This window comes from Pantoea sp. C2G6, from assembly GCF_051336815.1.
Lineage (GTDB): Bacteria > Pseudomonadota > Gammaproteobacteria > Enterobacterales > Enterobacteriaceae > Pantoea.
This window is the reverse complement of record NZ_JBGMNJ010000006.1, coordinates 40,322-63,570: the sequence shown is the minus strand read 5'-3', so window position 1 is coordinate 63,570 and position 23,249 is coordinate 40,322. Positions and strand designations below refer to the sequence as shown.

At 59.4% G+C, this 23,249-nt stretch carries 21 protein-coding genes; 9 read left to right on the top strand and 12 right to left on the bottom strand.

What is annotated here, in order from left to right; all coding sequences use genetic code 11:
* On the bottom strand, positions 1 to 870 hold the full coding sequence (locus tag ACCW71_RS10170; RefSeq protein ID WP_436371070.1) for a LysR substrate-binding domain-containing protein: 870 nt from the start codon (positions 868 to 870) through the stop codon (positions 1 to 3).
* A gap of 186 nt (positions 871 to 1,056) precedes the next feature.
* On the opposite strand from ACCW71_RS10170, the gene ACCW71_RS10165 reads away from it, so the two are divergent.
* The 4 genes from ACCW71_RS10165 to ACCW71_RS10150 all read left to right on the top strand — a co-directional run bounded on the left by ACCW71_RS10165 (position 1,057) and on the right by ACCW71_RS10150 (position 5,125).
* On the top strand, positions 1,057 to 1,947 hold the full coding sequence (locus tag ACCW71_RS10165; protein WP_436371069.1) for a DUF6024 family protein: 891 nt from the start codon (positions 1,057 to 1,059) through the stop codon (positions 1,945 to 1,947).
* A gap of 100 nt (positions 1,948 to 2,047) precedes the next feature.
* Positions 2,048 to 2,692 carry an adenylate kinase gene (gene adk, locus ACCW71_RS10160; protein WP_436371068.1) on the top strand — a complete coding sequence of 215 codons (645 nt, stop codon included), beginning with the start codon at positions 2,048 to 2,050 and terminating at the stop codon, positions 2,690 to 2,692.
* A gap of 113 nt (positions 2,693 to 2,805) precedes the next feature.
* The gene (gene hemH, locus ACCW71_RS10155) at positions 2,806 to 3,765 is read left to right on the top strand and encodes a ferrochelatase (protein WP_436371067.1); all 960 of its coding nucleotides are present in this window, start codon (positions 2,806 to 2,808) and stop codon (positions 3,763 to 3,765) included.
* Between the two features lie 58 nt (positions 3,766 to 3,823).
* Positions 3,824 to 5,125: an inosine/guanosine kinase gene (locus tag ACCW71_RS10150; protein ID WP_436371066.1), complete on the top strand. Its 1,302-nt coding sequence runs from the start codon at positions 3,824 to 3,826 to the stop codon at positions 5,123 to 5,125.
* Positions 5,126 to 5,215: 90 nt separating this feature from the next.
* Here the strand turns inward: ACCW71_RS10150 and ybaL are convergent, their stop codons facing one another.
* A complete protein-coding gene (gene ybaL / locus ACCW71_RS10145; RefSeq protein ID WP_436371065.1) occupies positions 5,216 to 6,910 on the bottom strand; it encodes a YbaL family putative K(+) efflux transporter in 1,695 nt (564 codons plus the stop codon).
* Between the two features lie 563 nt (positions 6,911 to 7,473).
* Between ybaL and ushA the strand changes: the two genes are divergently transcribed.
* Positions 7,474 to 9,240, top strand: coding sequence for a bifunctional UDP-sugar hydrolase/5'-nucleotidase UshA (gene ushA / locus ACCW71_RS10140; RefSeq protein ID WP_436371064.1), 1,767 nt, complete (start codon positions 7,474 to 7,476; stop codon positions 9,238 to 9,240).
* Positions 9,241 to 9,274: 34 nt separating this feature from the next.
* Here the strand turns inward: ushA and ACCW71_RS10135 are convergent, their stop codons facing one another.
* The gene (locus tag ACCW71_RS10135) at positions 9,275 to 9,706 is read right to left on the bottom strand and encodes a multidrug/biocide efflux PACE transporter (RefSeq protein WP_436371063.1); all 432 of its coding nucleotides are present in this window, start codon (positions 9,704 to 9,706) and stop codon (positions 9,275 to 9,277) included.
* An 89-nt stretch (positions 9,707 to 9,795) separates the two neighbouring features.
* Here ACCW71_RS10135 and ACCW71_RS10130 point away from each other — a divergent pair, with 89 nt between their 5' ends.
* Complete coding sequence (locus ACCW71_RS10130) at positions 9,796 to 10,665, top strand: LysR family transcriptional regulator (RefSeq protein WP_436371062.1); 870 nt, start codon at positions 9,796 to 9,798, stop codon at positions 10,663 to 10,665.
* Here the strand turns inward: ACCW71_RS10130 and ybaK are convergent.
* From ybaK to ACCW71_RS10110, 4 genes are all read right to left on the bottom strand, one after another.
* Entirely contained in the window at positions 10,662 to 11,141 is a 480-nt protein-coding gene (gene ybaK, locus ACCW71_RS10125) for a Cys-tRNA(Pro)/Cys-tRNA(Cys) deacylase YbaK (protein WP_436371061.1), read from the bottom strand. The genes ACCW71_RS10130 and ybaK overlap by 4 nt on opposite strands.
* 156 nt (positions 11,142 to 11,297) lie before the next feature.
* The gene (locus ACCW71_RS10120; protein ID WP_436371060.1) at positions 11,298 to 12,119 is read right to left on the bottom strand and encodes a TraB/GumN family protein; all 822 of its coding nucleotides are present in this window, start codon (positions 12,117 to 12,119) and stop codon (positions 11,298 to 11,300) included.
* 68 nt (positions 12,120 to 12,187) lie between these two features.
* Entirely contained in the window at positions 12,188 to 14,704 is a 2,517-nt protein-coding gene (gene copA / locus ACCW71_RS10115; RefSeq protein ID WP_436371059.1) for a copper-exporting P-type ATPase CopA, read from the bottom strand.
* A 331-nt stretch (positions 14,705 to 15,035) separates the two neighbouring features.
* Positions 15,036 to 15,335, bottom strand: a complete 300-nt coding sequence (locus tag ACCW71_RS10110) for a hypothetical protein (RefSeq protein WP_436371058.1) — start codon at positions 15,333 to 15,335, stop codon at positions 15,036 to 15,038.
* A gap of 610 nt (positions 15,336 to 15,945) precedes the next feature.
* Between ACCW71_RS10110 and cueR the strand changes: the two genes are divergently transcribed.
* Positions 15,946 to 16,350 (top strand): Cu(I)-responsive transcriptional regulator, encoded by a 405-nt coding sequence (cueR, locus tag ACCW71_RS10105; protein WP_436371057.1) that lies wholly within the window; start codon positions 15,946 to 15,948, stop codon positions 16,348 to 16,350.
* Here the strand turns inward: cueR and ACCW71_RS10100 are convergent.
* The 5 genes from ACCW71_RS10100 to tesA all read right to left on the bottom strand — a co-directional run bounded on the left by ACCW71_RS10100 (position 16,338) and on the right by tesA (position 20,124).
* Positions 16,338 to 16,784: an NfeD family protein gene (locus ACCW71_RS10100; protein WP_436371056.1), complete on the bottom strand. Its 447-nt coding sequence runs from the start codon at positions 16,782 to 16,784 to the stop codon at positions 16,338 to 16,340. The genes cueR and ACCW71_RS10100 overlap by 13 nt on opposite strands.
* Positions 16,784 to 17,698, bottom strand: coding sequence for an SPFH domain-containing protein (locus ACCW71_RS10095; RefSeq protein ID WP_436371055.1), 915 nt, complete (start codon positions 17,696 to 17,698; stop codon positions 16,784 to 16,786). The genes ACCW71_RS10100 and ACCW71_RS10095 overlap by 1 nt, the downstream gene beginning before the upstream one ends.
* Positions 17,699 to 17,756: 58 nt before the next feature.
* Positions 17,757 to 18,614: a co-chaperone YbbN gene (locus ACCW71_RS10090; RefSeq protein ID WP_436371054.1), complete on the bottom strand. Its 858-nt coding sequence runs from the start codon at positions 18,612 to 18,614 to the stop codon at positions 17,757 to 17,759.
* A gap of 79 nt (positions 18,615 to 18,693) precedes the next feature.
* Entirely contained in the window at positions 18,694 to 19,467 is a 774-nt protein-coding gene (locus ACCW71_RS10085) for an SDR family oxidoreductase (RefSeq protein WP_436371053.1), read from the bottom strand.
* 30 nt (positions 19,468 to 19,497) lie between these two features.
* On the bottom strand, positions 19,498 to 20,124 hold the full coding sequence (tesA, locus tag ACCW71_RS10080; protein WP_436371052.1) for a multifunctional acyl-CoA thioesterase I/protease I/lysophospholipase L1: 627 nt from the start codon (positions 20,122 to 20,124) through the stop codon (positions 19,498 to 19,500).
* On the opposite strand from tesA, the gene ybbA reads away from it, so the two are divergent.
* Both ybbA and ybbP read left to right on the top strand, forming a co-directional pair.
* Entirely contained in the window at positions 20,092 to 20,778 is a 687-nt protein-coding gene (ybbA, locus tag ACCW71_RS10075; RefSeq protein ID WP_436371051.1) for a putative ABC transporter ATP-binding protein YbbA, read from the top strand. The genes tesA and ybbA overlap by 33 nt on opposite strands.
* The gene (ybbP, locus tag ACCW71_RS10070) at positions 20,775 to 23,192 is read left to right on the top strand and encodes a putative ABC transporter permease subunit YbbP (RefSeq protein WP_436371050.1); all 2,418 of its coding nucleotides are present in this window, start codon (positions 20,775 to 20,777) and stop codon (positions 23,190 to 23,192) included. Before ybbA ends, ybbP begins: the two co-directional genes overlap by 4 nt.
* The last annotated feature ends 57 nt before the right edge of the window (positions 23,193 to 23,249 follow it).

The following is a 23,249-nucleotide window of genomic DNA, read 5'->3' as shown; positions in this document are numbered from 1 at the left end:
TTATGGCTGCGTGGCGTCACGCAGCCAGTCGCGGAACAGGCTGATCTCCGCATCGTGACGTCGCGCCTGTTTGGTCATCATCCAGGTGGCCCGCTCAACGCGCACAAATCCCAGCGGTGCCAGCAGGGTGCCATCCTCCAGCTCCTTGCGCACCAGCAGACGCGGTGCCATCAGCACGCCAAGACCGTTGCGCGCCGCCTGAATGGCCAGCGTCAGGCTGTCAAAATGTTTACCGCTGGCAAATCTGCCGCTGACGCCCGCTTTCGCCGCCCACTCTGTCCAGGCGTGCAGCCGGGTGTCGGCATGCAGCAGGGGCATCGTCGCCAGATCCGCGCCGCAGCGCAGTTGCGCGGCAAACTGCGGCGCGCAGAGCGGCCCGATCTCATCTTCACTGACCAGGGTGGCATCGATGTCGGCGTCCGGTGGCGCGTCATGACTGAGGATCAGCACATCCACATGCTCGCTGCGCAGTTGCGACAGGTCGGCCAGCGGCTGAAAGCGCACCTCTATTTCAGGGTGACGTTGATAAAAGCTGGCGATACGCGGGATCAGCCACTGCGACAAAAAGCTGGGAGCGCAGGAGATGCGGATGTGCTGGCGCAGACCGGTGCGGATGCTTTCACAGCTGCTGATCAGCTCACTGAAAGCCTGCTGACAGCTCAGCAACAGCCGCTCACCGTGGGAGGTGAGCTTAACCCGGCCGTTGCCGCGGACAAACAGCGGTTTGCCCATCCAGCTTTCCAGCTGGCGAATCTGGTGGCTAATCGCGCTGTGGGTGACGTGCAGATGCTCAGCCGCCACGCTAAAGCTGCTGTGTAAGGCCGCCTGGTGAAAATAGTGCAGCGCCCTCAGCGGTGGCAGTCCGTTCATCCTCATCTCCTGTGCAAAAATCTAACAGGGATTGTCAGTTTATATCATTTTAAAGTCCAGCCGCATTAACCTACTCTGTTGGGCAAATTCTGGCGGGTTGACTCAGCTTTATATCTGTGTTTTTCCCGGATATTCCGCCTCGTTTAGCCTGTACCCATCCCCGCAGTTCCACGAAACGAGACGACCATGGCTCACGCCCCTTTATCCTCTGAAACCACCGCAGAGGCGCGCGATCGGTTACGCCTGGCGCTTTCCCGCTTTTATAAGCTGGAGCAGTTCGATCTCTTCTTCACGCCCTCGCTCCATGTGGCGCAGGTGCTCCTGTCGCAGCTGTTTCTGCGTCAGGAGCAGGCGCGTAATCAGACCCGCTACGCCGCGTACTACCCCGTGACCGAACTCAATATCCTGCCCGCCATCCCGCTGGTGGCGGGCAATATCCGGCTGGTGCCGCATGTTGAGCTACCCCAGGGGCGGATCAGGCCGCTGCGCGACTGCCAGAACCAGGGCGTGACGGAAGCGAGTGAGAGCTTCGCCAGCGTGCTGCATCAGAGACTGATCGACGAAGCGCATCTGTTTGTCACCCGGCTGGATCGCCACGCGGAGATCTGTGGCGATCTGGTGCTGGTGGCGCTGCGCACCCACGATTTCAGTACCCTGGTGCGCAGTGAGCTGCGCCTGTTTGAGCAGGGGCTGAGCCTGGCGGCCACCGGCGAGGCGCTGCGTCGCTTCGACGATCCTGAATGGCGACCTTACAACGCCGCCACCGTCGATGCGCTTTCGCTGACGGCACCGCTGCCGCTCGACTCCTGTCATCAGCCAGGCTTGCCGTTTGCCAGCTTCAGCGTACCGGCTTCGGTTATCTCAACGTTGACCGATGCGGAAGATGTGGTGAAATGGCCACAGCAGGCGCGGCTGCAACTGAATGCCAACGTACGCGGCAGCGGGAGAAAAAGCGTGAACATGACCCATCACCTCTGCCGGCGCTTGCAGTCGCTGCTGAGCAGTGGCGTGAAATCTGAAAAAGCGCCTGGCAGCGCAGCCGGATCGGGCTTCGGGCCGGAAAGCGAGCCAAAGTAGCCCGGCGCGATCCGTGCGCTGCCTTGTGATGAGCGGGTCATAATGGTATGTTCTTCGGCTTCTAAGATAGATCAATGCGATTCGCAAGGGGATTTACGCAATGCGTATTATTCTGCTCGGGGCTCCGGGCGCAGGTAAAGGGACTCAGGCCCAATTCATCATGGAGAAATACGGCATTCCGCAGATCTCCACCGGCGATATGCTGCGTGCAGCGGTTAAAGCAGGCAGCGAGTTAGGCAACCAGGCGAAAGCCATTATGGATGCTGGCAAACTGGTAACCGATGAGCTGGTGATTGCGCTGGTTAAAGAGCGTATCACTCAGGAAGACTGCAAAAACGGTTTCCTGCTGGACGGTTTCCCGCGCACCATTCCTCAGGCGGATGCAATGAAAGAGGCCGGGATCACCGTGGATCACGTGCTGGAGTTCGCCGTACCGGACGAACTGATCGTGGAGCGCATCGTGGGCCGTCGCGTGCACGCGCCATCTGGCCGCGTCTATCACGTCACCTTTAATCCACCGAAAGTGGAAGGTCAGGATGATGTGACCGGCGAGCCGCTGACCACCCGTAAAGACGATCAGGAAGAGACCGTGCGTAAGCGTCTGGTGGAGTATCATCAGATGACCGCGCCGTTGATCGCCTACTACAGCAAAGAAGCGGAAGCGGGTAACACCGCCTATCACAAAATCGACGGTACCCGTAAGGTGACCGAAGTGAGTGCCGAGCTGGCTAAGATCCTTGGCTAATCTCATCGGGGCCAGTGTGACTGGCCCCTTTTGCAGTAATTGCTTTTACCTCCCACTAATTCCGCTACAATTTCCCTGTTTTCACGCATCCCCGTTGTCATCAAGGAACTCCAATGAGGCAAGATAAGCCCGGCGTGTTACTGGTGAATTTAGGTACGCCAGACGCCCCAACCACACCTGCTGTTAAACGCTATCTGAAACAGTTTTTAAGCGATCCGCGCGTGGTCGATGCGCCACGCTGGCTCTGGTGGCCGGTTCTCAATGCCGTCATTCTGCCGTTTCGTTCACCGCGCGTGTCGAAACTCTACGCCTCGGTCTGGATGGAAGGCGGCTCACCGCTGCTGGTTTACAGCCAGCGTCAGCGTGACGCCCTGGCCGCGCGGCTCGATATGCCGGTAGAGCTGGGCATGAGCTACGGTAATCCCAGCCTGAAAAGCGCGGTGGATAAGCTGATGGCGCAGGGCGTCACCCGCCTGATTGTGCTGCCACTCTATCCGCAATTCTCCTGCTCCACCGTGGCGGCGGTGTGGGATGGCCTGACCAGCGTATTTAAAGAATACCGTTCGTTGCCGGAGGTGCAGTTTATTCGCGACTACGCCGAACATCCGGCCTATATCGCCGCGCTGAAGGCGACAGTGGAGCGCTCGTTTGAGCGACACGGTCAGCCCGACCTGCTGGTGTTGTCGTTCCACGGCATACCGCAGCGTTTTGCCAATGAAGGCGATGACTACCCGCAGCGCTGTGCCGATACCACAGCGGCGCTGGTTAAAGCGCTGGGCCTGCGTGACGATCAGTACATGATGACCTTCCAGTCGCGTTTTGGCCGTGAGCCCTGGCTGATGCCCTACACCGACAAAACCATGGAAAGCCTGCCCGCCAAAGGCATTAAACATGTTCAGGTGATGAGTCCTGGCTTCTCCTCAGACTGTCTGGAGACGCTGGAGGAGATCAGCGGTGAGAACTGCGAAATCTTTATGCATGCCGGTGGAGAGAAGTTTGAATATATCCCCGCGCTGAACGCCGATGAGGCGCACATCGAAATGATGGTGCAGCTGGTCACCGCACGCCGTTAAGGTGCAGGCGGAGAGTGTGATATGATTCTCCGCCTGTTTTTCCAGACGGCACCTTCCGATGAAATTTCCCGGCAAACGCAAATCCAAACACTACTTTCCCGTCAGCGCGCGCGATCCCCTGTTACAGCCTGCTCAGAACGATGTTGATGCCGGCAGCTGGGTGGTCGGTATCGATCAAACCCTGGTCGATATTGAAGCGAAGGTGGACGACGCCTTCCTGGTGCGTTACGGCCTGAGCGCCGGACACTCGCTGGTGATTGACGATGCCGTCGCAGAGGCGCTCTACAACGAACTGATGCGCGACGCGCTGATCACCCACCAGTTTGCCGGTGGCACCATCGGTAATACCCTGCATAACTTCTCGGTGCTGGCTGACGATCGCTCGGTGCTGCTGGGGGTGATGTGCAACAACATCCAGATTGGCGGCTACGCCTATCGCTACCTCTGTAATACCTCCAGCCGGGTCGATCTCAACTATTTGCAGGGCGTTGATGGCGCGATTGGCCGCTGCTTTACGCTGATTGGCGAGCATGGTGAGCGGACCTTTGCCATCAGCCCCGGCCAGATGAACCAGCTGCACCCGTACAACGTGCCGGAAGCGGTGATTGCCGGCGCCTCTGCGCTGGTGCTGACCTCTTATCTGGTGCGCTGCGCCGCGGGCGAGCCGATGCCGCAGGCGACATTACGCGCCATTGAGTATGCCAAACGCCACAATGTGCCGGTGGTGCTGACGCTGGGCACCAAACATGTGATTGGTGACAACCCGCAGTTCTGGCGGGACTTCCTGCGCGAGCATGTGACCATCGTGGCGATGAATGAAGAGGAGGCGCTGGCGCTGACCGGCGAAGCCGATCCGCTGCTCGCGGCGGATATGGCGCTGGAGTGGGTCGATCTGGTGCTCTGTACCGCCGGCCCGATTGGGCTTTATATGGCGGGCTACACCGAAGAAGAGTTCAAACGTAAAACCAATCATCCGCTGCTGCCTGGCGCGATTGCCGAGTTCAACCAGTATGAGTTCAGCCGCGTGATGCGCCAGCAGGATTGCCAGCAGCCGCTGCGCATCTTCTCGCACATCGCGCCTTATATGGGCGGCCCGGAAAAGATCATGAACACCAACGGTGCCGGAGATGGCGCGCTGGCGGCGTTACTGCATGACATCACCGCCAATAACTATCACCGCCTGAACGTGCCGAACTCCAGCAAACATGCGCGGCCATATCTGACCTACTCGTCGCTGGCGCAGGTGTGTAAATATGCCAACCGCGTCAGTTATCAGGTGCTGAATCAGCATTCGCCACGCCTGACCCGCGGCCTGCCGGAGCGGGAAGACAGTCTGGAAGAGTCTTACTGGGATCGGTAACGCTGGCGGCCAGCGGGCGTAAAAAAGGCCCTTCTGAACAGCAGGGCCTGAGGGGGCGGGCAAACGCTGGCCGACCTTTCTCAACAGGGATCAGCGCACCACGTCGCAGGCCTGGAGATCTTCACCCTGAGTCATCTCATCCTGAAGAATGTTCAGCATGCTGCTGGCTATCTCCCGTTCCCCCATCACCACGCGGGTTGCGCCACGCTCCATGATGTACTCCACTTCGTCGTCGTAGTGGGCGCGGGCGATAATCTCAATGTCCGGGTGTCTTTCACGCGCCGCGGTCACCACTTCGCCCGCCTCATAACCGTTCGGGATGGTCAGCAGCAGCCAGCGGGCACAGTCGAGCCGCGCCAGCTCCATGGTGTCGGTGCGGGCGGCGTTACCCAGCACTGCCTTGATGCCCCGTTCACGCAGCGCTTCGACCCGCGTGCGGGAGTTCTCTACCACCACCAGCGGCACATTGGCCTCAATCAGCTTCTGACCAATCAGACTGCCGACCCGGCCATAACCGACTATCACCGCGTGATTGCAGAACTCCACCGGGATCTGTTTCTCTTCCTCCATCGCCTCTTCCAGCGTTTGCTCCTCCATGGTTTCGGTTTTCGCCAGGAAGCGCTCCAGCAGGGTAAAGAGTATCGGGTTAAGCATGATCGACAGAATAGCCGCCGCCAGCACCAGGTTGCGCCCCTCGTCGCTCAGCAGTCCCAGCGAGATGCCGAGACCCGCCAGGATAAAGGCGAACTCACCAATCTGCGCCAGACTCACCGAGATAGTCAGCGCGGTGCGACGGGAATGGCCGAGCAGCGTCACCAGCAGCCAGGCGGCGACCGACTTGCCCACCACGATAATCACCAGCGCACCCACGACCGCCAGCGGCTGAGTCACCAGAATCGACGGATCAAACAGCATCCCGACCGAGACGAAGAACAGCACGGCAAAAGCGTCACGCAGCGGCAGGGTATCGCGCGCGGCGCGCTGGCTCAGCTCCGACTCGTTCAGCACCATACCGGCGAAGAACGCGCCCAGCGCAAACGACACGTCAAAGAACTCCACCGCGCCAAAGGCGATGCCCAGCGCCAGCGCTAACACCGCCAGGGTGAACAGCTCACGTGAGCCGGTGGCGGCGCTGCGGGCGAGGATCCAGGGAACGGCGCGGCGTCCCACCACCATCATCAGCACCATAAAGGCGGCGACTTTACCGATGGTCCACAACAGATCCCACGCCAGCATTCCGGCGCTGGCCTGGCCCTGTTCCATCATACCGGCGATGGCGGGCAGCAGCACCAGCGTCAGCACCATCACCAGGTCTTCAACGATCAGCCAGCCGATCGCTATCTGACCCCGCTGGCTATCGATCAGCTGCCGCTCCTCCAGGGCGCGCAGTAACACCACGGTACTGGCGGTGGAGAGGCAGAGGCCAAACACCAGACCGGTCATCCACGACCATCCCAGCGTCCATGAGAGTCCCATTCCCAGCAGCGTCGCCACAGCGATCTGTGCGATAGCGCCGGGAATGGCGATCGACTTTACCGACATGAGATCTTTCAGCGAGAAGTGCAGGCCGACACCAAACATCAGCAGGATCACGCCGAGTTCCGCCAGCTCCGGGGCCAGGTTGGTATCGGCGACAAAGCCGGGCGTGTAGGGGCCGGCCAGCACCCCCGCCAGCAGATAACCCACCAGCGGAGAGATACGCAGACGGTTTGCCAGCATCCCAAGGAGAAAGGCCAGAACCAGTGCTCCGACAATGGTAGTGATCAACGGGGTGGTGTGATGCATGCCTGTCTCCTTGTGTGCAAATGTATCTGCCTGTAACAAGGCAGTTTAATGCATAATCGATTCTTTCGCTGAGTAATTTGTGGGAATAGCTTAAAAAAAGTGAAAAAAATCAGGAAAACGCAACCGGAAGGCCATTTTTGTTCATTATCCACAACGGTGGTCGATCTGGGGCTTTTCGCCGCGCCAGTTAAAGCAGGAATAACCGTGATAAAACAGCCGGTCACCGCGCCAAACCGCGCCAAATTCGCGTACCGGCAGAGCAAAGTGTCTCAGTGGCTGATTTAAGCAGGTGAGCGGCGGCATAACGCGCGTTTATCGGCGCGCCACGCCACTCTGCCAGGCACAGAATCCTTTTCTTCCCGCTTCTCTCTGGCGAGGCCTGCCATCAGAGCAACGCTCCCTGTTCAGAGTACAACGCTGGCCGGGAGGAGAAAGCGTCAGGCGGTGGCCGCGGTTTATGCGCCATCGCAGCGTATTGGCCTTGAGTTCGGCGAGGGAATGTGCGAAACAGTGGGGCAAACCGGCAGAGAAATCGGGCCAGAGGCCACTTAAGGAGAATCACGGTGTTGTTAACAAAATGGACAGGATCGGGCATCGCGCTACTGGTGGCGCTGTTACCCCTGTTTTCCCCGGCCGCAGAGCCTGATCACAGCTACCGCTTCAGCCTGCTGCATACCAATGATGAGCATGGTCACTTCTGGTTCAATGAGCAGGGAGAATATGGCCTGGCGGCGCAGAAAACCCTGATGGATACGCTGCGCTATGATGTGCAGGCCAGAGGTGGCGGCGCACTGATCCTCTCTGCCGGTGATGTAAACACCGGCGTGCCGGAGTCCGATGTGCTGGATGCCGAGCCCGATTTCCGTGCCATGAACCTGATTGGCTACGATGCGATGGCGCTGGGCAATCATGAATTCGACAAGCCGATCGCGGTGCTGCGTAAGCAGGAGAAGTGGGCGCGTTTTCCGCTGCTGGCCGCCAACGTCTATCAGAAGAGCAGCGGCAAACGTCTGTTTAAGCCCTGGGCCGTCTTTAACCGGCTGGGGCTGAAAATTGCGGTGGTGGGGCTGATCACGCCCGATACCGCGCGGCTGGCCAATCCGGCCGGGCTGACCGACACCGAATTCCGCGACCCGGTCGCGGAAGCGGTCAGGGCGGTGGCCGAACTGCGCGCCACCGAGAAGCCGGACGTGATCGTCGCGCTGACCCACCTCGGTCATTATGACGACGGTCAGCATGGCAGTAACGGCATTGATGACGTCACGCTGGCGCGCAGCCTGCCGAAGGGCACCGTCGATCTGATTGTCGGCGGCCACTCGCATGATGCGGTCTGCATGGAAAAAGAGAACGTCAGCGTCAAAAACTATCAGCCCGGCCAGCCGTGTCAGCCCGACAGGCAGAACGGCATCTGGATTATGCAGGCGGACAAGTGGGGCAAATATGTCGGGCGCGGGGATTTCACCTTCCGCAATGGTCAGGTGACGCTGGAGGCGTACCAGCTGGTGCCGGTTAACCTTAAACATCGGGTGAAAAATGCGGATGGCAGCGAAATGTGGCTGACCTGGCAGGAGGAGATCCCGAAAAACAGCGCCATGATGAAGCTGCTGATGCCGTTCCAGAAACGGGCTGAGGCGACGCTAAACGTCAATGTCGGCAGCGCCGACGGCGACTTCAGGGGTGAAAAGGAGCAGGTTCGCTTTGAGCAGACGAATCTTGCTCAGCTGATTTTACGCGCCCAGATGGCGCACACAAAAGCCGATTTTGCCGTGATGAGCGGCGGCGGAATTCGCACGTCGCTTAAGGCCGGAAAGCTGAGCTGGCGTGACCTGCTTCAGGTGCAGCCATTTGGCAATCAGGTGGTGTCGGTCAGCCTGACCGGGGCGGAGATTAAACAGTATCTGGCGGTGGTCGCCAACATCCAGCCGGACTCCGGCGGCTATGCGCAGTTTGCCGGTATCAGCCTGACAGCCGACGGTAAAAGCATCAGCGACATCAGCATCAACGGTAAACCGCTTGAGGATACCCAGCACTATCGCATGGCGACCAACAGCTTCAACGCGGCTGGCGGCGACGGCTATCCGCAGCTGGACAATCATGCGGGCTACGTTAACAGCGGCGCGGTGGATGCAGCGGTGTTGCGCGACTGGATCAAGGCGCATTCACCGCTGAAAGTCAGCGACTATCAGCCGAAAGGGCAGATCGTGCATCTGACCGCAGAGCAGATCAAAGCGCGTGATGAGGCGGCGGAGAAAGCGCGGAAGCGTAACTATCCCAGAATGATTCTGGCGTGGCTCTGGCCGTGGGGGAACGATACCGCCCAGGCGCATTGAACGCAGCGGGAGGCGTAGCGCCTCCCCGCTTTAATCAGGCCTGGCAGGTGTGGCGTCTGATCCAGCGTTCACGCAGTTTGTCCCATACCCAGTTGTAGGCCATGGTGTAGGGCAGGAAGAACAGGAAAAAGGCCACTTCCACCAGCAACGCCTGCCACAGCGAAATATCCAGCATCCAGGCGGCAATCGGCAAGCCGATTAAAATAAAGCCGCCTTCAAAGCCGAGCGCGTGCAGGACGCGCACTCCCGGTCCGCGTCGCTGACCCGGAGCATACAGGCGATCAAATCCACTGTTGTAGATCATGTTCCACAGCATCGCGACGGTCGAGAGCATAATCGCCAGCGATCCCATCTGAAACAGCGGCTTATTCATGGCCCATGCGGCCAGCGGCGAAACGGTCAGAATCGCCAGCGTTTCAAAACAGACCGCGTGAAGAATACGTTCTTTAAGTGAGCGGGTACGCATTGTTAATACTCCTTCAGTAATGCGGCGCATCTTCTCACGTCAGAATGGTAAGATAAAATGAATACCTATCGAAAAAAGCGATGGATCAGATGCGATATTCACCGGAATCTCTTGAGGCTTTTATTCAGACCGTCGCCAGCGGCTCCTTTTCCGCCGCCGCGCGTGCGCTGGGCAAAAGTCAGTCCACCATCAGTGCGGCGATCGCCAGTTTAGAGGACGATCTCGGCTTTATGCTGTTTGATCGTGGCGGCCGTCAGCCGATCCTCACCGAGCAGGGGCGACGGGTGCTGCCGCAGGTTCAGCAGATCCTCGCCGCCAGCGAACGGCTCGATGCGCTGGCGATACGGCTGTCACAGGGGGTAGAGCCGCGGCTCAGCTTTGCCGTTTCTGATTTCTGGCAGACCGACCATCACGAACACCTGCTTAAGCAGTTTGATGCGCGCTACCCGGAGATCGAACTGGAGTGCATGATCGCCGAAGATGGCGATGTGCTCGACCTGTTGCAGGCCGGACGGGTGCATCTCGGCGTGGTGCGGGCCCAGCCTCATCTGCCGGTCGATATTGCCGTGGCGCGCTTGCAGGTTGAAGCGCAGATGGCGGTCTATCTGCATCGCGATCATCCGCTCGCACAGCTGAGCAACCCCAGTGAAGGTCAGCTGGAGGCGGTGCGCCAGCTGCGTCTTAACACCTGGGTGGAGCCGCGCGAGCCAACTGCGATGGGGCGCGTCTGGTCCGCGCCGACCTATCTGCTGCTGCTGGAAATGGCCGAACAGGGCTTTGGCTGGACAATTCTGCCACGCTGGCTGGTAAGGCAGTTTGGTCACAATGTGCTGAAGGAGCTGCCGCTGCCGGGCTGGCCGCAGCATATCGCCGTCGAGGTGGTCTGGTCGCGCCGCACCCCGCCTGGTCCGGCGGGGCGCTGGATGATCGATCAGCTTTGCGCCCAGCCGCGGGTTTAATCGTGGCGGGCAATATCGGCAAACGGGGCGTCCAGCAGCTGTGAAAGATCCTGAGGAGCCAGTTCAATATCCAGTCCACGCTTGCCGCCGGAGATGAACATCGATGCAAAGGCGGTGGCTGAGCTGTCGATGACGGTGGGCAGCCGTTTTTTCTGCCCCAGCGGACTGATACCGCCCACCAGATAACCGGTGACCCGCTGCGCCAGCAGCGGATCGGCCATATCCGCTTTCTTCGCGCCCAGCGCTTTCGCCACCTTTTTCAGATCAAGCTGAGTCGGGACCGGCGTAATCGCCACCGCCAGCTGTTTCGCCTCGCCATTCAGTGCCACCAGCAGGGTTTTATAGACCTGACGCGCATCCAGATTAAGTTTTCGCACCGCTTCGTCGCCAAAATGGGTCTCGTTGCTGTCATGCTCATAAGGATGCAGGGTAAAGCTGACTTTCTGTTTTTCCAGCAGTTTTACGGCAGGCGTCATACAGGTTCCTTACTAAGAAAAATCTTATTATGCTGAATGAGTGAAAAAGGTGGCGAAATTTTGCGCTTTGCGCGAGAATTGGCCGCGCGCCAGCAATCTGATTGCTGAGCGATAACCAAAATCATAAACAAATTCCTCTTTGCAGAGCCGATAATCTTATCGGCTCTCTTTTTTTTCGGGCTTCTTCAGCATGTCGGGCAGGTTGTCTTCGCCGTAGAGATGCAGTGCGCCCACCGCCACCACATAGTTGCCTGCGGCTAACCGCTGCAATCTGTCATGCCACTGCGCATTACGCTGACCGATCAACGTATCATTCAGCGCCTGGCTGAAGGTGGCGGGCAGGGTGATCTCCGGCTGGCGCGGCGGCGTCTCCAGCCACCAGCTCACCATCAGCTGTAACAGCCGCGCATTGGTATGCCAGTGCAGCAGCGTATCCTGTAACAGCGCCATGCCATCGTCCGGCAGGCTGGTGAGCAGGGCGATCTGCGCCTCTGCGCCCTCCAGCTCAATGACCGGCTTGCCGAGGTTTTTCGCGGCCTGCAACAGCTGATAGTCAATGCCATAGTCCGGGCGTAACCCCAGCCTTTGCGCCTGCTGCGCCTGCAACATCAGCGCCACCTGCCAGGCGGGCAGCGTATCAAACAGGCTCAGGGCCAGGCTCATCTCCTGACACAGCGCGGTGAGCTTTTGCATCGCGCTGCTGTCGAGCCGGGTGGCGAGCGCCGGGCGGTCGCCATAGTGATCAAACGGCGAACCGCCCTGGGTAATATCCGCTTCGACAATCAGCGCATCCGCCTGCTGCAACTGGCGCAGCAGGCGGGCGGGCAGCGGCTGCATGTCGCGGGTGCCCATATGGATGCTGCCCACCAGATGCAGTTGCCGATCGCCGAGCCAGACATCAGTGGCGGGCCAGCGATAGCTGGCGGGAAAAAGCTGGCTGATCAAGCCGCGCAGTGAGCGCCAAACGTTGCCTCTCATTCCCGGTCCTTTGCAATTTAAAACCCCATGCTAGCGACTTCAGCGGCTGAAAAACAGCGCTGACCGGGCTATTGCTGGCGCGGTGGCCGATAACGCAGCAGACGATTCGCATTGCTGACCACGGTAATCGATGACAGCGCCATCGCCGCTCCCGCCACAATCGGGCTGAGCAGGGTGCCGGTCAGGGGATAGAGCGCGCCCGCCGCCACCGGAATGCCGATGCTGTTGTAAATAAACGCCCCAAACAGGTTCTGCCGGATATTGCGCAGCGTGGCGGAAGAGAGCGCTAACGCATCCGCCACGCTGTTTAGGTCGGCGCGCATCAGGGTAATGCCTGCGGTTTCCACCGCCACATCACTGCCGCCACCCATGGCAATGCCGACATCGGCCTGCGCCAGCGCCGGAGCGTCGTTAATGCCGTCGCCGACCATCGCCACGCGACGGCCCTGCTGCTGTAAACGCGCCACCGCATCCGCTTTGCCTTCCGGCAACACGCCAGCGATCACCTCATCAATCCCGACCTCGGCGGCAATAGCGCGCGCGGTATTCTCATGGTCGCCAGTCAGCATAATCAGACGATAGCCACGCTGATGCAGCCGCTTCAGGGCGGCGCCGCTCTCCGGTCGCAGTTGATCCCGCAGGGCGATCAGCCCGGTCAGCTGGCCCTGCTCAGCCAGCAGGACCGGCGTGGCACCCTGCTGCGTCAGGCGCGCCATATCCGCCGCCGCTGCCTGATAATCGACGCCGTTCTCTTCTAACAGCGCGGCATTTCCCAGCAGTAACGTCCTGCCATCCAGTATGCCGCTGACCCCTTTGCCGCGTATTGTACGAAATTGCGCCAGCGAGGGCGGCTGGGTTATTTCCGCTGCGGCGACAATCGCTTTAGCCAGCGGATGGCCGGAGGTAAACTCCAGCGCGGCGGCGGTATATAACACCGATTCACGGCTGGCATTGCCCCAGGCCAGAACGTCGCTGACCTGCGGCGTCCCCGCCGTCAGGGTGCCGGTTTTATCAAACACCAGGGTATCGATCTCACTGGCGCGCTGCAAAGCATCGGCGTCGCGCACCAGCACGCCCAGTTCGGCGGCGCGGCCAACGCCGGCAATAATCGACATCGGCGTCGCCAGGCCCAGCGCGCAGGGACAGGCGATAATCAGCACGGTAGTGGCGATTACCAGCATGTAGGCGATTTGCGGCTGGGGTCCGAACAGATACCAGAGTGCGCCGCTCAGTAGCGCAATGGCGACCACCACCGGGACAAAGACCGAGGAGATGCGATCGGCCAGCCGGCCGACATCCGGTTTACTGCTCTGTGCCTGACGCACTAGCCGGATAATGCGCGACAGGGTCGTGTGGCTGCCGGTTGCCCTGGCAATAAAGGTGACCGATCCATCCTGCACCAGGGTGCCGGCAAAGATGGCCGCACCCGCATTTTTGCTTTGCGGCACCGCTTCGCCGGTCAGCATCGCTTCATCGAACCAGGCTTCGCCCGACGCGATCTCGCCATCAACCGGAACCCGGTCGCCCGTCACCAGCCGCAGCGTCATGCCGGGCTGCACGGCGCTGAGTGGGATCAGCGTATCGCCCTGGTTATCCACCCGCCGCGCCTGCGCCGGGGTTAAATCGAGCAGACGCTCCAGCGCTTTCGAGGAGCGCTGACGCGCGCGCTGCTCCAGCGCATGCCCGAGATTAATTAACCCGAGGATCATCACGCTGGCTTCAAAATAGAGATGGCGCGCCTGTGGCGGGAAAAAGTCGGGCCACAGCACCACGCTGAAGGAGTAGATCCAGGCGGCACCGGTGCCAAGCGCCACCAGCGTATCCATGGTGGCGCTGCCGAGGCGCAGGCTGCGCCAGGCGCTGCGATAAAAATGGCTGCCGGTAACCACCATAATCAGCAGAGTCACCAGCCCCAGAGCCAGCCAGCGGCCCTGGTTGCTGTCACTGAGCATCATGTTGTCGCCCAGCATTCCCCAGATCATCAGCGGCACGCCGAAGAGTAACGCGACGGCGGCCTGCCAGCTGAAACGGCGCATCGCGCTGCGCGCGCTGTGCTGCTGCTTTTCGCGCCGCTCCTGCTCATCATCCACCACCTGCGCGCCATACCCGGCAGCATCCACGGCGGCCACCAGTGACTGCGGTTCAACGTCGCCCAGCACCAGTGCACTGCGTTCGCCAAGATTGACCCGCGCCTGGCTGACGCCCGCCACCTGCTCCAGCGCTTTCTCCACCCGGCTGACGCAGCTGGCACAGCTCATGCCCTCAATCAGCAGCATATGCGCAGGTAGGGTTTTTTCTGCCGGATAAGATGCAGACTCCGTTGTCAGCGCCTCCGGCGGCGGCTCCGATGCTGTCAACGGCTCAGGCTTTGGGAAAGTGTCAGCCGCTTTCTGGGTGGCGTGATAACCAGCCTGCTCGACGGTGGCGATCAGGGCCGCCGCATCCGCATCGCCTGAAACCCGCGCTTCCTGTTGAGTGACCTCAGCCTGTTCAACATCGCTGCGCTGCTCCAGCGCCTCTTTAACCCGTTTAACACAGTGGCCGCACGACAAGCCTTCCAGTGCCAGAGAGATGGTGTGTGACATAGTGAACTCCTTAATTTGACCCGCAGGTCAGTTTCGATTCATGCTTAAGCATAAACCTTCCATCAAGGGGAAGGTCAAGGCGCTATACCCGGTGCTGTTGATGAAGGTATTCGGGAAGAAGTGAGTGGGCGAGGTGATAATAGAACTCATTGCTGATTCAGAGCTGAATCGACTTAAAATCTCACAATAAGCAGTGGTTATTATATAGAATTAATTGCAGAAGGTCTCTGAAGACGTCGTGGGGGATATGGGGTCAGATAGGTAAGCCGCTGTAGAGGGTGTGGCTTTAAAAATGTATTTTTCTTCAAAGCTCACACCATTGATTTACTGTTTAACAAATATCAAAGGCAAAAAACATGCCGTTGTTAAACCATTTCACAGTCTGGCCATAAATATTCACCTGCCAGCCCGCGTCACCCATTTTTGAGCCCAACATACTGCCTGATGCTACGCTGGTATCAACAGTGGCAAGGCCAACCTGATTGATCTCTTTTTCGATTCTTGATTTATTGTTAGCGAAAAACCCAGGGCTGTTTACATCGCCAAGCGCTGCAAACATGGCCTGGACCGTTGCAGCATCAAGGCTGGCACCACTCACAAATTGCTGTTCTGCTGTAGTAAGATTACGCATTTCATATCCTTATTTTTTGCGGTATTTCAGTAGTATAGAGGCAAGTAACTTTGCCACCAGAGGCATCTTAATTACGCTTTGGCGATTAAGATATAGAAAGGTTTCGAAAATTAAAATTATTTCGGGCGCGCCGTTGAGGGGAGGAAAGGGTAAGAATTTTCTATGATTATTCAAAGTGCTTATTAATATAAAAGATATTTCTTAACGGACAGCAGTAATGCTTATGAGAGCAATGTCCTGATGGTTAGCCTGGCTTCGTTCTTAGCAATCCTGAAAGGGTGCTGATTAGATTGATGTGACTATATTGTCTGTTATGTCGCTTTGCAGCCAATTTAGTGACTGTTTGATTTTTATATTACTGGATAAGACTAAAAGATAAAATTTAGTTATCCAGACCGTCGGGGCACGACAGGAAGCCGGTGAGTTATCTGGAAAAGCGTGGATAAGACAATAAATCACTCCCGTTTCATAAAATATCAACAGCGGTCATTATGAATCCTGATGGGGCGCAACCCACCGGACTGTAATCACCGTTACTTTTTAAACAGCACAAGGTAAAATAGTTGTACATAAAACGTCCTTCCATCATGGGAAGGTCAAGGGGACGAAAATGAACATCAGCGATGTGGCGAAAAAGACCGGGCTGACCAGCAAAGCGATCCGTTTTTATGAAGAAAAGGGGGTAGTGACAGCGCCGGAGCGCGGTGAAAATGGCTACCGCAGCTACAACGCACACCATCTGGATGAGCTGAACCTGCTACGCCAGGCGCGGCAGGTTGGCTTCACGCTGGATGAGTGCCGCGAGCTGGTGGCGCTGTTTAATAATCCATCGCGCCACAGTGCCGATGTTAAAGCGCGCACCTTGCAGAAAGCGGAGGAGATCGCTGCTCACATCGAGGAGCTGCACGCCATGCGGGCACGCCTGCTGGCGCTGGCGGAATCCTGTCCGGGCGATGAGAGCGCCGAATGTCCGATTATCAACAATCTGGCTGGCTGCTGCGGTCAGCGCGGCTGAATACGCAGGGTGATGCCCTCTACCGCCACCACCACCACCGGCGTTCCCGCGGGCAGATCGCGATCCGCCTCCACCCGCCAGCTGCTGTCTCCGATTCGCACATGCCCAATCCGGTTATCCAGTGCGCTCTCCAGCGTCAGCTGCATTCCGATCATCTGGTTGCCGCGCTGATTAAGCGAAACGGGCGTCTGGCGCACTTCCCGGTAGCGCATCCAGCGATACCATAAAAAGACGCAGACCAGCGTCAGCACCGCAAACAGCGAGCCTTGTGCCGTCCAGCTGATGGGCACCAGCCATTCGATAATCCCGACCATCACCGCGGCCAGCCCGCTCCACAGCAGATACCCGCTGGTGCCAAGCATCTCAGCCGCCAGCAGCAGTCCGCCCAGCGTCAGCCAGAACCAGTGTGGATGCGCGATAATGTCGACCAGCATCAGCGTTTCGACTCAGATCGGGACTCTTTCAGCAACTCGCCGATGCCGGCAATCGAGCCGAGTAAACTGCTCGCTTCCAGCGGCATCATCACCACTTTGCTGTTATTGCCCTCACCAATTTTTTGCAGCGCATCGGTATATTTCTGCGCCACGAAGTAGTTGATGGCCTGAATATCGCCTGCGGCAATCGCCTCAGAGACCATTTTGGTGGCGTTGGCTTCCGCTTCAGCCTGACGCTCACGCGCTTCTGCCTGTAAGAAGGCGGAAGTCCGTTCCCCTTCCGCTTTCAGGATCTGCGACTGCTTATCCCCTTCGGCGCGCAGAATCGCCGCCTGGCGCACGCCTTCGGCGGTCAGAATATCGGCGCGTTTGGTTCGCTCCGCTTTCATCTGCGCATTCATCGCGCCAATCAGCTCCTGCGGCGGACGCACGTCGCGGATCTCAATGCGGGTGATCTTCACGCCCCACGGATTGGTGGCCTCATCCACGATATGCAGCAGGCGGGTATTGATGCTGTCACGCTGCGACAGCATTTCATCCAGCTCCATGCTGCCGAGCACGGTACGCATATTGGTCATGGTGAGATTGAGGATCGCCTGCTCAAGGTTGCTGACCTCATAGGCGGCACGCGCTGGATCCACCACCTGGATAAAGCAGACGGCATCGATGGTGACGTTGGCGTTGTCTTTGGAGATGATCTCCTGTGAGGGAATATCGAGCACCTGTTCCATCATGTTGATTTTGCGACCAACACGATCCATGAACGGTACCACCAGCCCTAAACCGGGCTGTAGCGTGCGGGTGTAACGGCCAAAGCGCTCCACCGTCCACTGAAAACCTTGCGGCACCGTCTTGACGGTAGCCCAGACGGCCACCAGCGCCAGTACGATCAAAACAGGAATAACCGTTAACATACAACCTCCACGTTGTCAGATGAACGGGCCGAGTCACTTCGGCCCGTGATAGGGTTTGTCAGTATAACAGCGAGTAAAGCTGACGACGATAGCGCGCGGCGAGTGCATCACCGGTGCCGAGTGCCGCCAGGATCTCCTGGAGCATCTTACGCGCCTGGCCATCAGCCGCGTTAAGATCGGACTTCAGGAAGCTGAACAGCAGTTCCAGCGCCTCTTCATTGCGACCGACCTGATGCAGTTGTAATGAGAGTTTAGCGGCCAGCTCCGCGTTAGTCGGGTCCGCCTCCAGCTCGGTTTGCAGCTGCTGGATCTCCGGTGTATCAGCCGCCTGTTTCAGCAGATCGATCTGCGCCATCAGGCTCTGGTAACGGGTATCCTGATCCTGCAACGGCACGACCTTCAGCACCGCTTCCGCCTCATCGCTGCGGTTCAGGTTAATCAGCACCTCCGCCAGCAGAAAACCAATTTCACTGGCCTGGTTGCTCAGCTGCCACGCCTCTTTTAACAGCGGCAGCGCCTCCAGCGGTTTGCCTTCCTGCATCAGCGCCATCGCCTGCTGCGCTTTCAGCTCTTCTTCGCGCGGCAGCACTTTTTCCAGCAGGGCGCGGATCGCCTCTTCCGGCTGCGGTCCCTGGAAGCCATCGACCGGCTGACCATCCTGGAACAGGTAGACGGTTGGAATGGAACGCAGACCAAACTGCGCCGCGACCCTCTGCTCTTTGTCACAATCGAGTCTGGCGAGGATAAACTGGCCCGCATACTCCTGCGCCAGCCGCTCCAGCAGCGGCGTCAGCTCCTGACAGTGCTGGCTGCGCTCAGACCAGAAGTAGAACAGCACCGGCAGCTGCGTCGACTGCTCAAGGGTCTGATGCAGGTTAGATTCGTTGATGTCGATTATCGAAGCGTGTGGTGACATGGAGAAGTCTCTTTGCAAAAAGTGTTCTAAGGATATGGGGCCAGGCGGCCCGGCTTCAAGCACTATTGCGCCTGGCTGATTAATGGCTGCGCAAAATGCGATCCAGTATCCAGCCAGGCAGCAGCCGTTTCAGCAGGCTCATCACGTGTGCGACCAGCGTCACCGGATAGCGTAAACGGGGATGCTGACTCTCGAGCGCATGGCGAAGTTTTGGCAGAATGGCTTCCGCTGGCAGGGTGAAGCGTGCGGCAATGCCGGGATTGCGTACCGGGTTATGCTGCTCGCCCTGGGTCACGTTATCGGTAAAGCGGGTCTGAATCGGGCCGGGTTCAATCAGGCTGACCCGGATGCCGCTGCCGCGCATCTCCATGCGCAGCGCATCGCTCCAGGCCTCCAGCGCATATTTACTGGCGGCATAGGCACCGCGGCCTGGCGTTGAAATCAGCCCCAGCACGGAGCTGGTATTGATGATACGGCCATCGCCGCTGGCCTGAAGCGCCGGTAACAGGCGCAGCGTCAGCTGATGGACGCCGAAAAAGTTGCTGGAAAATTGCTGCTCCAGCTGCTGGCGGGAGAGGGTGCGCAGCGGACCATAGAGGCCGAATCCGGCATTGTTAAACAGCGCCGCCAGCTGGTTATCGCACAGCGCGAGCACTTTATCAGCGGCGCTATCGACGCTGTGCGCATCGTCGAGATCAAGCTGGAGACCGATGAAACCCAGCGTTTCCATGCGCGCCACATCGTCCGCTTTGCGACAGGCCGCGATGACCCGATAGCCGCGCGCCAGCAAATCGTGCGCCGCCACCAGGCCAATCCCGCTGGAACAACCTGTAATCAGGATGGTTTTTTGCATTTCTTTACCCTTTTAACGCGCTCAACTGCGCTACGGCTGCTTAACTAAGGGAGCCAGTTCTTTGTCCATTAACCGGGCGATAAAAGCCTGGGCCGCAGGATTCGGATGAATGCCATCCTGCTGCATCCATTCAGGCTTCAGATAGACCTGCTCCATAAAAAAGGGCACCAGTGGGATCGCATGCTGCTGCGCTAAGCCGGGATAGATATTGCTGAACGCCTCGGTGTAGCGGCGGCCATAGTTGGCGGGCAGGCGGATCTGCATCAGCAGCGGCTTCGCGTTGGCCGCTTTGACATCGTCGATCACTTTACTCAGGTTTTGTGCGATAGCCTCGGGCGGGAAGCCGCGCAGTCCATCGTTACCGCCCAATTCGATTAACACCCACTGCGGCTGATGCTGTTTTAATAGCGCGGGCAGGCGCGCCAGACCCTGCGCGGCGGTATCGCCGCTGATGCTGGCGTTGATCACTTTAGGCTGCTGTTGCCACTGCTGATTCAGCAGGCTCGGCCAGGCCGCCGTCGCCGACATCCGATAGCCCGCACTCAGGCTGTCGCCCAGTACCAGCAGGGTATCCGCCGCCGCAAGACGCGACACCAGCAGAAGAATCATTAACAGGAAGGGATAATGCCAGCGGAAAACATTGTTGAAGTTCATCATCTTACTAAGTCCGTCGGTCAGGGAGAGCATCAGTTAACCATCCTTACCGGAGTTGAGTTGGTTGTCAAACCAGCCGAGACCATTGCGCTGATTGGGGAGTCCGGCTCCGGGAAGTCAACCCTGCTGGGGATTCTGGCCGGGCTGGATGACGGTAGCAGCGGCGAGGTGCATCTGCTGGGGCAGCCGCTGCATCAGATGAACGAAGAGCAACGCGCCGCTTTGCGCGCCCGGCAGGTCGGTTTTGTGTTTCAGTCCTTTATGCTGGTGCCGACCCTGAATGCGCAGGAGAACGTCCAGCTGCCCGCGTTGCTGCGCGGCGACAGTGACCGCCAGAGCCGGGAGCAGGCGCGTGAACTTTTGACGCTGCTCGGGCTGGGTGAGCGTCTGCATCATCTGCCCGCCCAGCTTTCCGGCGGTGAGCAGCAGCGGGTAGCGCTGGCGCGCGCCTTTAGTGGACGTCCGGGCCTGCTGTTTGCCGATGAACCGACCGGTAATCTTGACCGCCGAACTGGCGACCGCATCGCCGATCTGCTGTTTTCACTGAACCGCGACTTCGCCACCACCCTGATTCTGGTGACGCATGATGAGCAACTGGCGGCGCGCTGCGACCGTCGCCTGCGGCTGCGCGACGGTAAATTATGGGAGGAGCAATGATCTGGCGCTGGTTCTGGCGCGAGTGGCGCTCACCCTCGCTGCTGATTGTCTGGCTGGCGCTGACGCTGGCGGTGGCCTGCGTGCTGGCGCTGGGGTCGATCAGCGATCGGATGGAAAAAGGGCTGAACCAGCAGAGCCGTGATTTTATGGCTGGCGACCGCACCCTGCGCAGCAGCGATCCCGTCCCGGAAGCCTGGCTGACGCAGGCGCGGGAAACCGGCCTGACGGTAAGCCGTCAGCTGACCTTTATGACCATGACCTTTGCCGGTCAGTCACCGCAGCTCGCCGCCGTCAAAGCGGTAGATGACGCTTATCCGATGTTTGGCACACTACAGACCCAGCCCGCCGGGCTTAAACCGCAGGCGGGCACGGCGCTGGCGGCCCCGCGCCTGATGGCGCTGCTGAACCTGAAAGTGGGCGATCTGCTGGAAGCGGGGGATACTCAGCTGCGCATCAGCGGCGAGGTGATCCAGGAGCCGGATGGCGGCTTTAACCCGTTTGAGATGGCGCCGCGTCTGCTGATCAATCTGGCGGATGCGGCGAAAACCGGGGCGATTCAGCCGGGCAGCCGTATCAGCTGGCGCTATAAATTTTCCGGCAATCCTGACCAGCTGGCGCGCTATGACCGCTGGATCGAACCGCAGCTGAAGGCGGATCAGCGCTGGATCAGCGTGGAAAACTCGGAAGATGCACTGGGCCGGTCGATGCAGCGGGCGCAGCAGTTCCTGCTGCTCTCGGCGCTGCTGACGCTGATGCTGGCGATTGCCGCCGTCGCGGTCGCCATGAGTCACTATTGCCGCAGCCGCTACGACCTGGTGGCGGTGCTGAAAACGCTGGGCGCGACCCACGGCGCATTGCAGCGTCTGATCATCGGTCAGTGGCTGGCGGTGCTGCTGCTGGCGGCGATAGCCGGTGGTCTGGTGGGGCAGGGGGTGGAAGCGCTGCTGATGACGATGCTGAAGCCGGTGCTGCCCGCCAGCTTACCGGCCGCCAGCGTCTGGCCGTGGATCTGGGCAGTGGGGTCGCTGTTTGTGATTTCGCTGCTGGTGGGGCTGCGTCCCTATCGACTGCTGCTGGCGACGCAGCCACTGCGCGTGCTGCGGCGTGACGCGGTGGCCAACCTCTGGCCGCTGAAGTTCTATATTCCGGTGATGATCAGCGTGGTGGTGGCGCTGTTAGCGCTGCTGGTCGGCGGCAGCAAAATGCTCTGGGCGCTGCTGGCGGGTGTGGTGGTACTGGCCGGACTGCTGGCGCTACTCGGCTGGGGAACGTTGCTGCTGCTGCGTAAGCTGGTGGTGAAGAATCTGGCGTTGCGGCTGGCGGTTAACCGGCTGTTGCGTCAGCCAGGTATGACGCTGAGCCAGCTGGCGGCCTTTTCGCTGTCGTTTATGCTGCTGGCACTGCTGCTGGTGATGCGGGGCGATCTGCTGGATCGCTGGCAGCAACAGCTGCCGCCGGACAGCCCGAACTTCTTCCTGCTGAATATGACCGCAGATCAGGTGCCGCAGGTGCGTGACTTTCTGCAATCGCATCAGATTAAGCCAGAGACCTTCTATCCGATTGCGCGGGTACGGCTCAGCGAACTCAACGGCAAACCGGCCGATCCGAAACAGGATAACGCCCTGAACCGTGAACTTAACCTGACGGCGCTGGCGGAGCGCCCGGATCACAATCCGCTGGTGGCGGGATACTGGCCGCCCAAAGCGGGCGAAGTCTCCATGGAAGTGGAACTGGCGGATCGTCTGGGGCTGAAGCTGGGCGATACCCTGACTTTTGACGGCGACACCCAGACCTTCAGCGCCCGCATCACCAGTCTGCGCAAAGTGGACTGGGAGAGCCTGAAGCCCAACTTCTTCTTTATCTTCCCGCCGGGGGCGCTCGACAGTCAGCCCCAGACCTGGCTCACCAGCTTCCGCATGGAGGCGAATCCTGCCCTGCTGGCGGAGCTGAATCGCGCCTTTCCGGCGCTGAGTCTGCTGGATATTGGCAGCATCATGCGGCAGATCGGTCAGGTGCTGGCGCAGGTCAGCCAGGCGCTGGAGATTATGGTGGTGCTGGTGACCGCCTGCGGCGTACTGCTGCTGCTGGCGCAGATTCAGGTCGGGATGCGTCAGCGCCGCCAGGAGCTGGTGGTCTATCGCACGCTGGGAGCCGGTAAACGCCTGCTGCGCACCACGCTCTGGTGTGAGTTCGCCCTGCTCGGCGTGGTTTCCGGCGTGGCGGCGGCGATGGGGGCGGAAGCGGCGCTGTGGGGCTTACAGCGTAAGATTTTCGACTTCCCGTGGCAGCCTGACTGGACATTGTGGCTGGCGCTACCGTTAGTTGGCGCGCTGCTGTTATCGCTGTGCGGCGGCTGGCTGGGGGTGCGATTGCTGAAAGGGAAAGCGCTGTTCAGGAAGTTTGATGCGGCGTAAGGGATAGCTGGATTGAGGTGGCGTGACGGTTCAATCCAGCCAGCCTGTACCCGGTCA

Coding starts and splice junctions, on each gene's coding strand:
- ACCW71_RS10170 (WP_436371070.1), bottom strand. CDS start 870: ATGAACGGACTGCCACCGCTGAGGGCGCTGCACTATTTTCACCAGGCG.
- ACCW71_RS10165 (WP_436371069.1), top strand. CDS start 1,057: ATGGCTCACGCCCCTTTATCCTCTGAAACCACCGCAGAGGCGCGCGAT.
- adk (WP_436371068.1), top strand. CDS start 2,048: ATGCGTATTATTCTGCTCGGGGCTCCGGGCGCAGGTAAAGGGACTCAG.
- hemH (WP_436371067.1), top strand. CDS start 2,806: ATGAGGCAAGATAAGCCCGGCGTGTTACTGGTGAATTTAGGTACGCCA.
- ACCW71_RS10150 (WP_436371066.1), top strand. CDS start 3,824: ATGAAATTTCCCGGCAAACGCAAATCCAAACACTACTTTCCCGTCAGC.
- ybaL (WP_436371065.1), bottom strand. CDS start 6,910: ATGCATCACACCACCCCGTTGATCACTACCATTGTCGGAGCACTGGTT.
- ACCW71_RS10135 (WP_436371063.1), bottom strand. CDS start 9,706: ATGCGTACCCGCTCACTTAAAGAACGTATTCTTCACGCGGTCTGTTTT.
- ACCW71_RS10130 (WP_436371062.1), top strand. CDS start 9,796: ATGCGATATTCACCGGAATCTCTTGAGGCTTTTATTCAGACCGTCGCC.
- ybaK (WP_436371061.1), bottom strand. CDS start 11,141: ATGACGCCTGCCGTAAAACTGCTGGAAAAACAGAAAGTCAGCTTTACC.
- ACCW71_RS10120 (WP_436371060.1), bottom strand. CDS start 12,119: ATGAGAGGCAACGTTTGGCGCTCACTGCGCGGCTTGATCAGCCAGCTT.
- copA (WP_436371059.1), bottom strand. CDS start 14,704: ATGTCACACACCATCTCTCTGGCACTGGAAGGCTTGTCGTGCGGCCAC.
- ACCW71_RS10110 (WP_436371058.1), bottom strand. CDS start 15,335: ATGCGTAATCTTACTACAGCAGAACAGCAATTTGTGAGTGGTGCCAGC.
- cueR (WP_436371057.1), top strand. CDS start 15,946: ATGAACATCAGCGATGTGGCGAAAAAGACCGGGCTGACCAGCAAAGCG.
- ACCW71_RS10100 (WP_436371056.1), bottom strand. CDS start 16,784: ATGCTGGTCGACATTATCGCGCATCCACACTGGTTCTGGCTGACGCTG.
- ACCW71_RS10095 (WP_436371055.1), bottom strand. CDS start 17,698: ATGTTAACGGTTATTCCTGTTTTGATCGTACTGGCGCTGGTGGCCGTC.
- ACCW71_RS10090 (WP_436371054.1), bottom strand. CDS start 18,614: ATGTCACCACACGCTTCGATAATCGACATCAACGAATCTAACCTGCAT.
- ACCW71_RS10085 (WP_436371053.1), bottom strand. CDS start 19,467: ATGCAAAAAACCATCCTGATTACAGGTTGTTCCAGCGGGATTGGCCTG.
- ybbA (WP_436371051.1), top strand. CDS start 20,092: ATGCCAGCGGAAAACATTGTTGAAGTTCATCATCTTACTAAGTCCGTC.
- tesA (WP_436371052.1), bottom strand. CDS start 20,124: ATGATGAACTTCAACAATGTTTTCCGCTGGCATTATCCCTTCCTGTTA.
- ybbP (WP_436371050.1), top strand. CDS start 20,775: ATGATCTGGCGCTGGTTCTGGCGCGAGTGGCGCTCACCCTCGCTGCTG.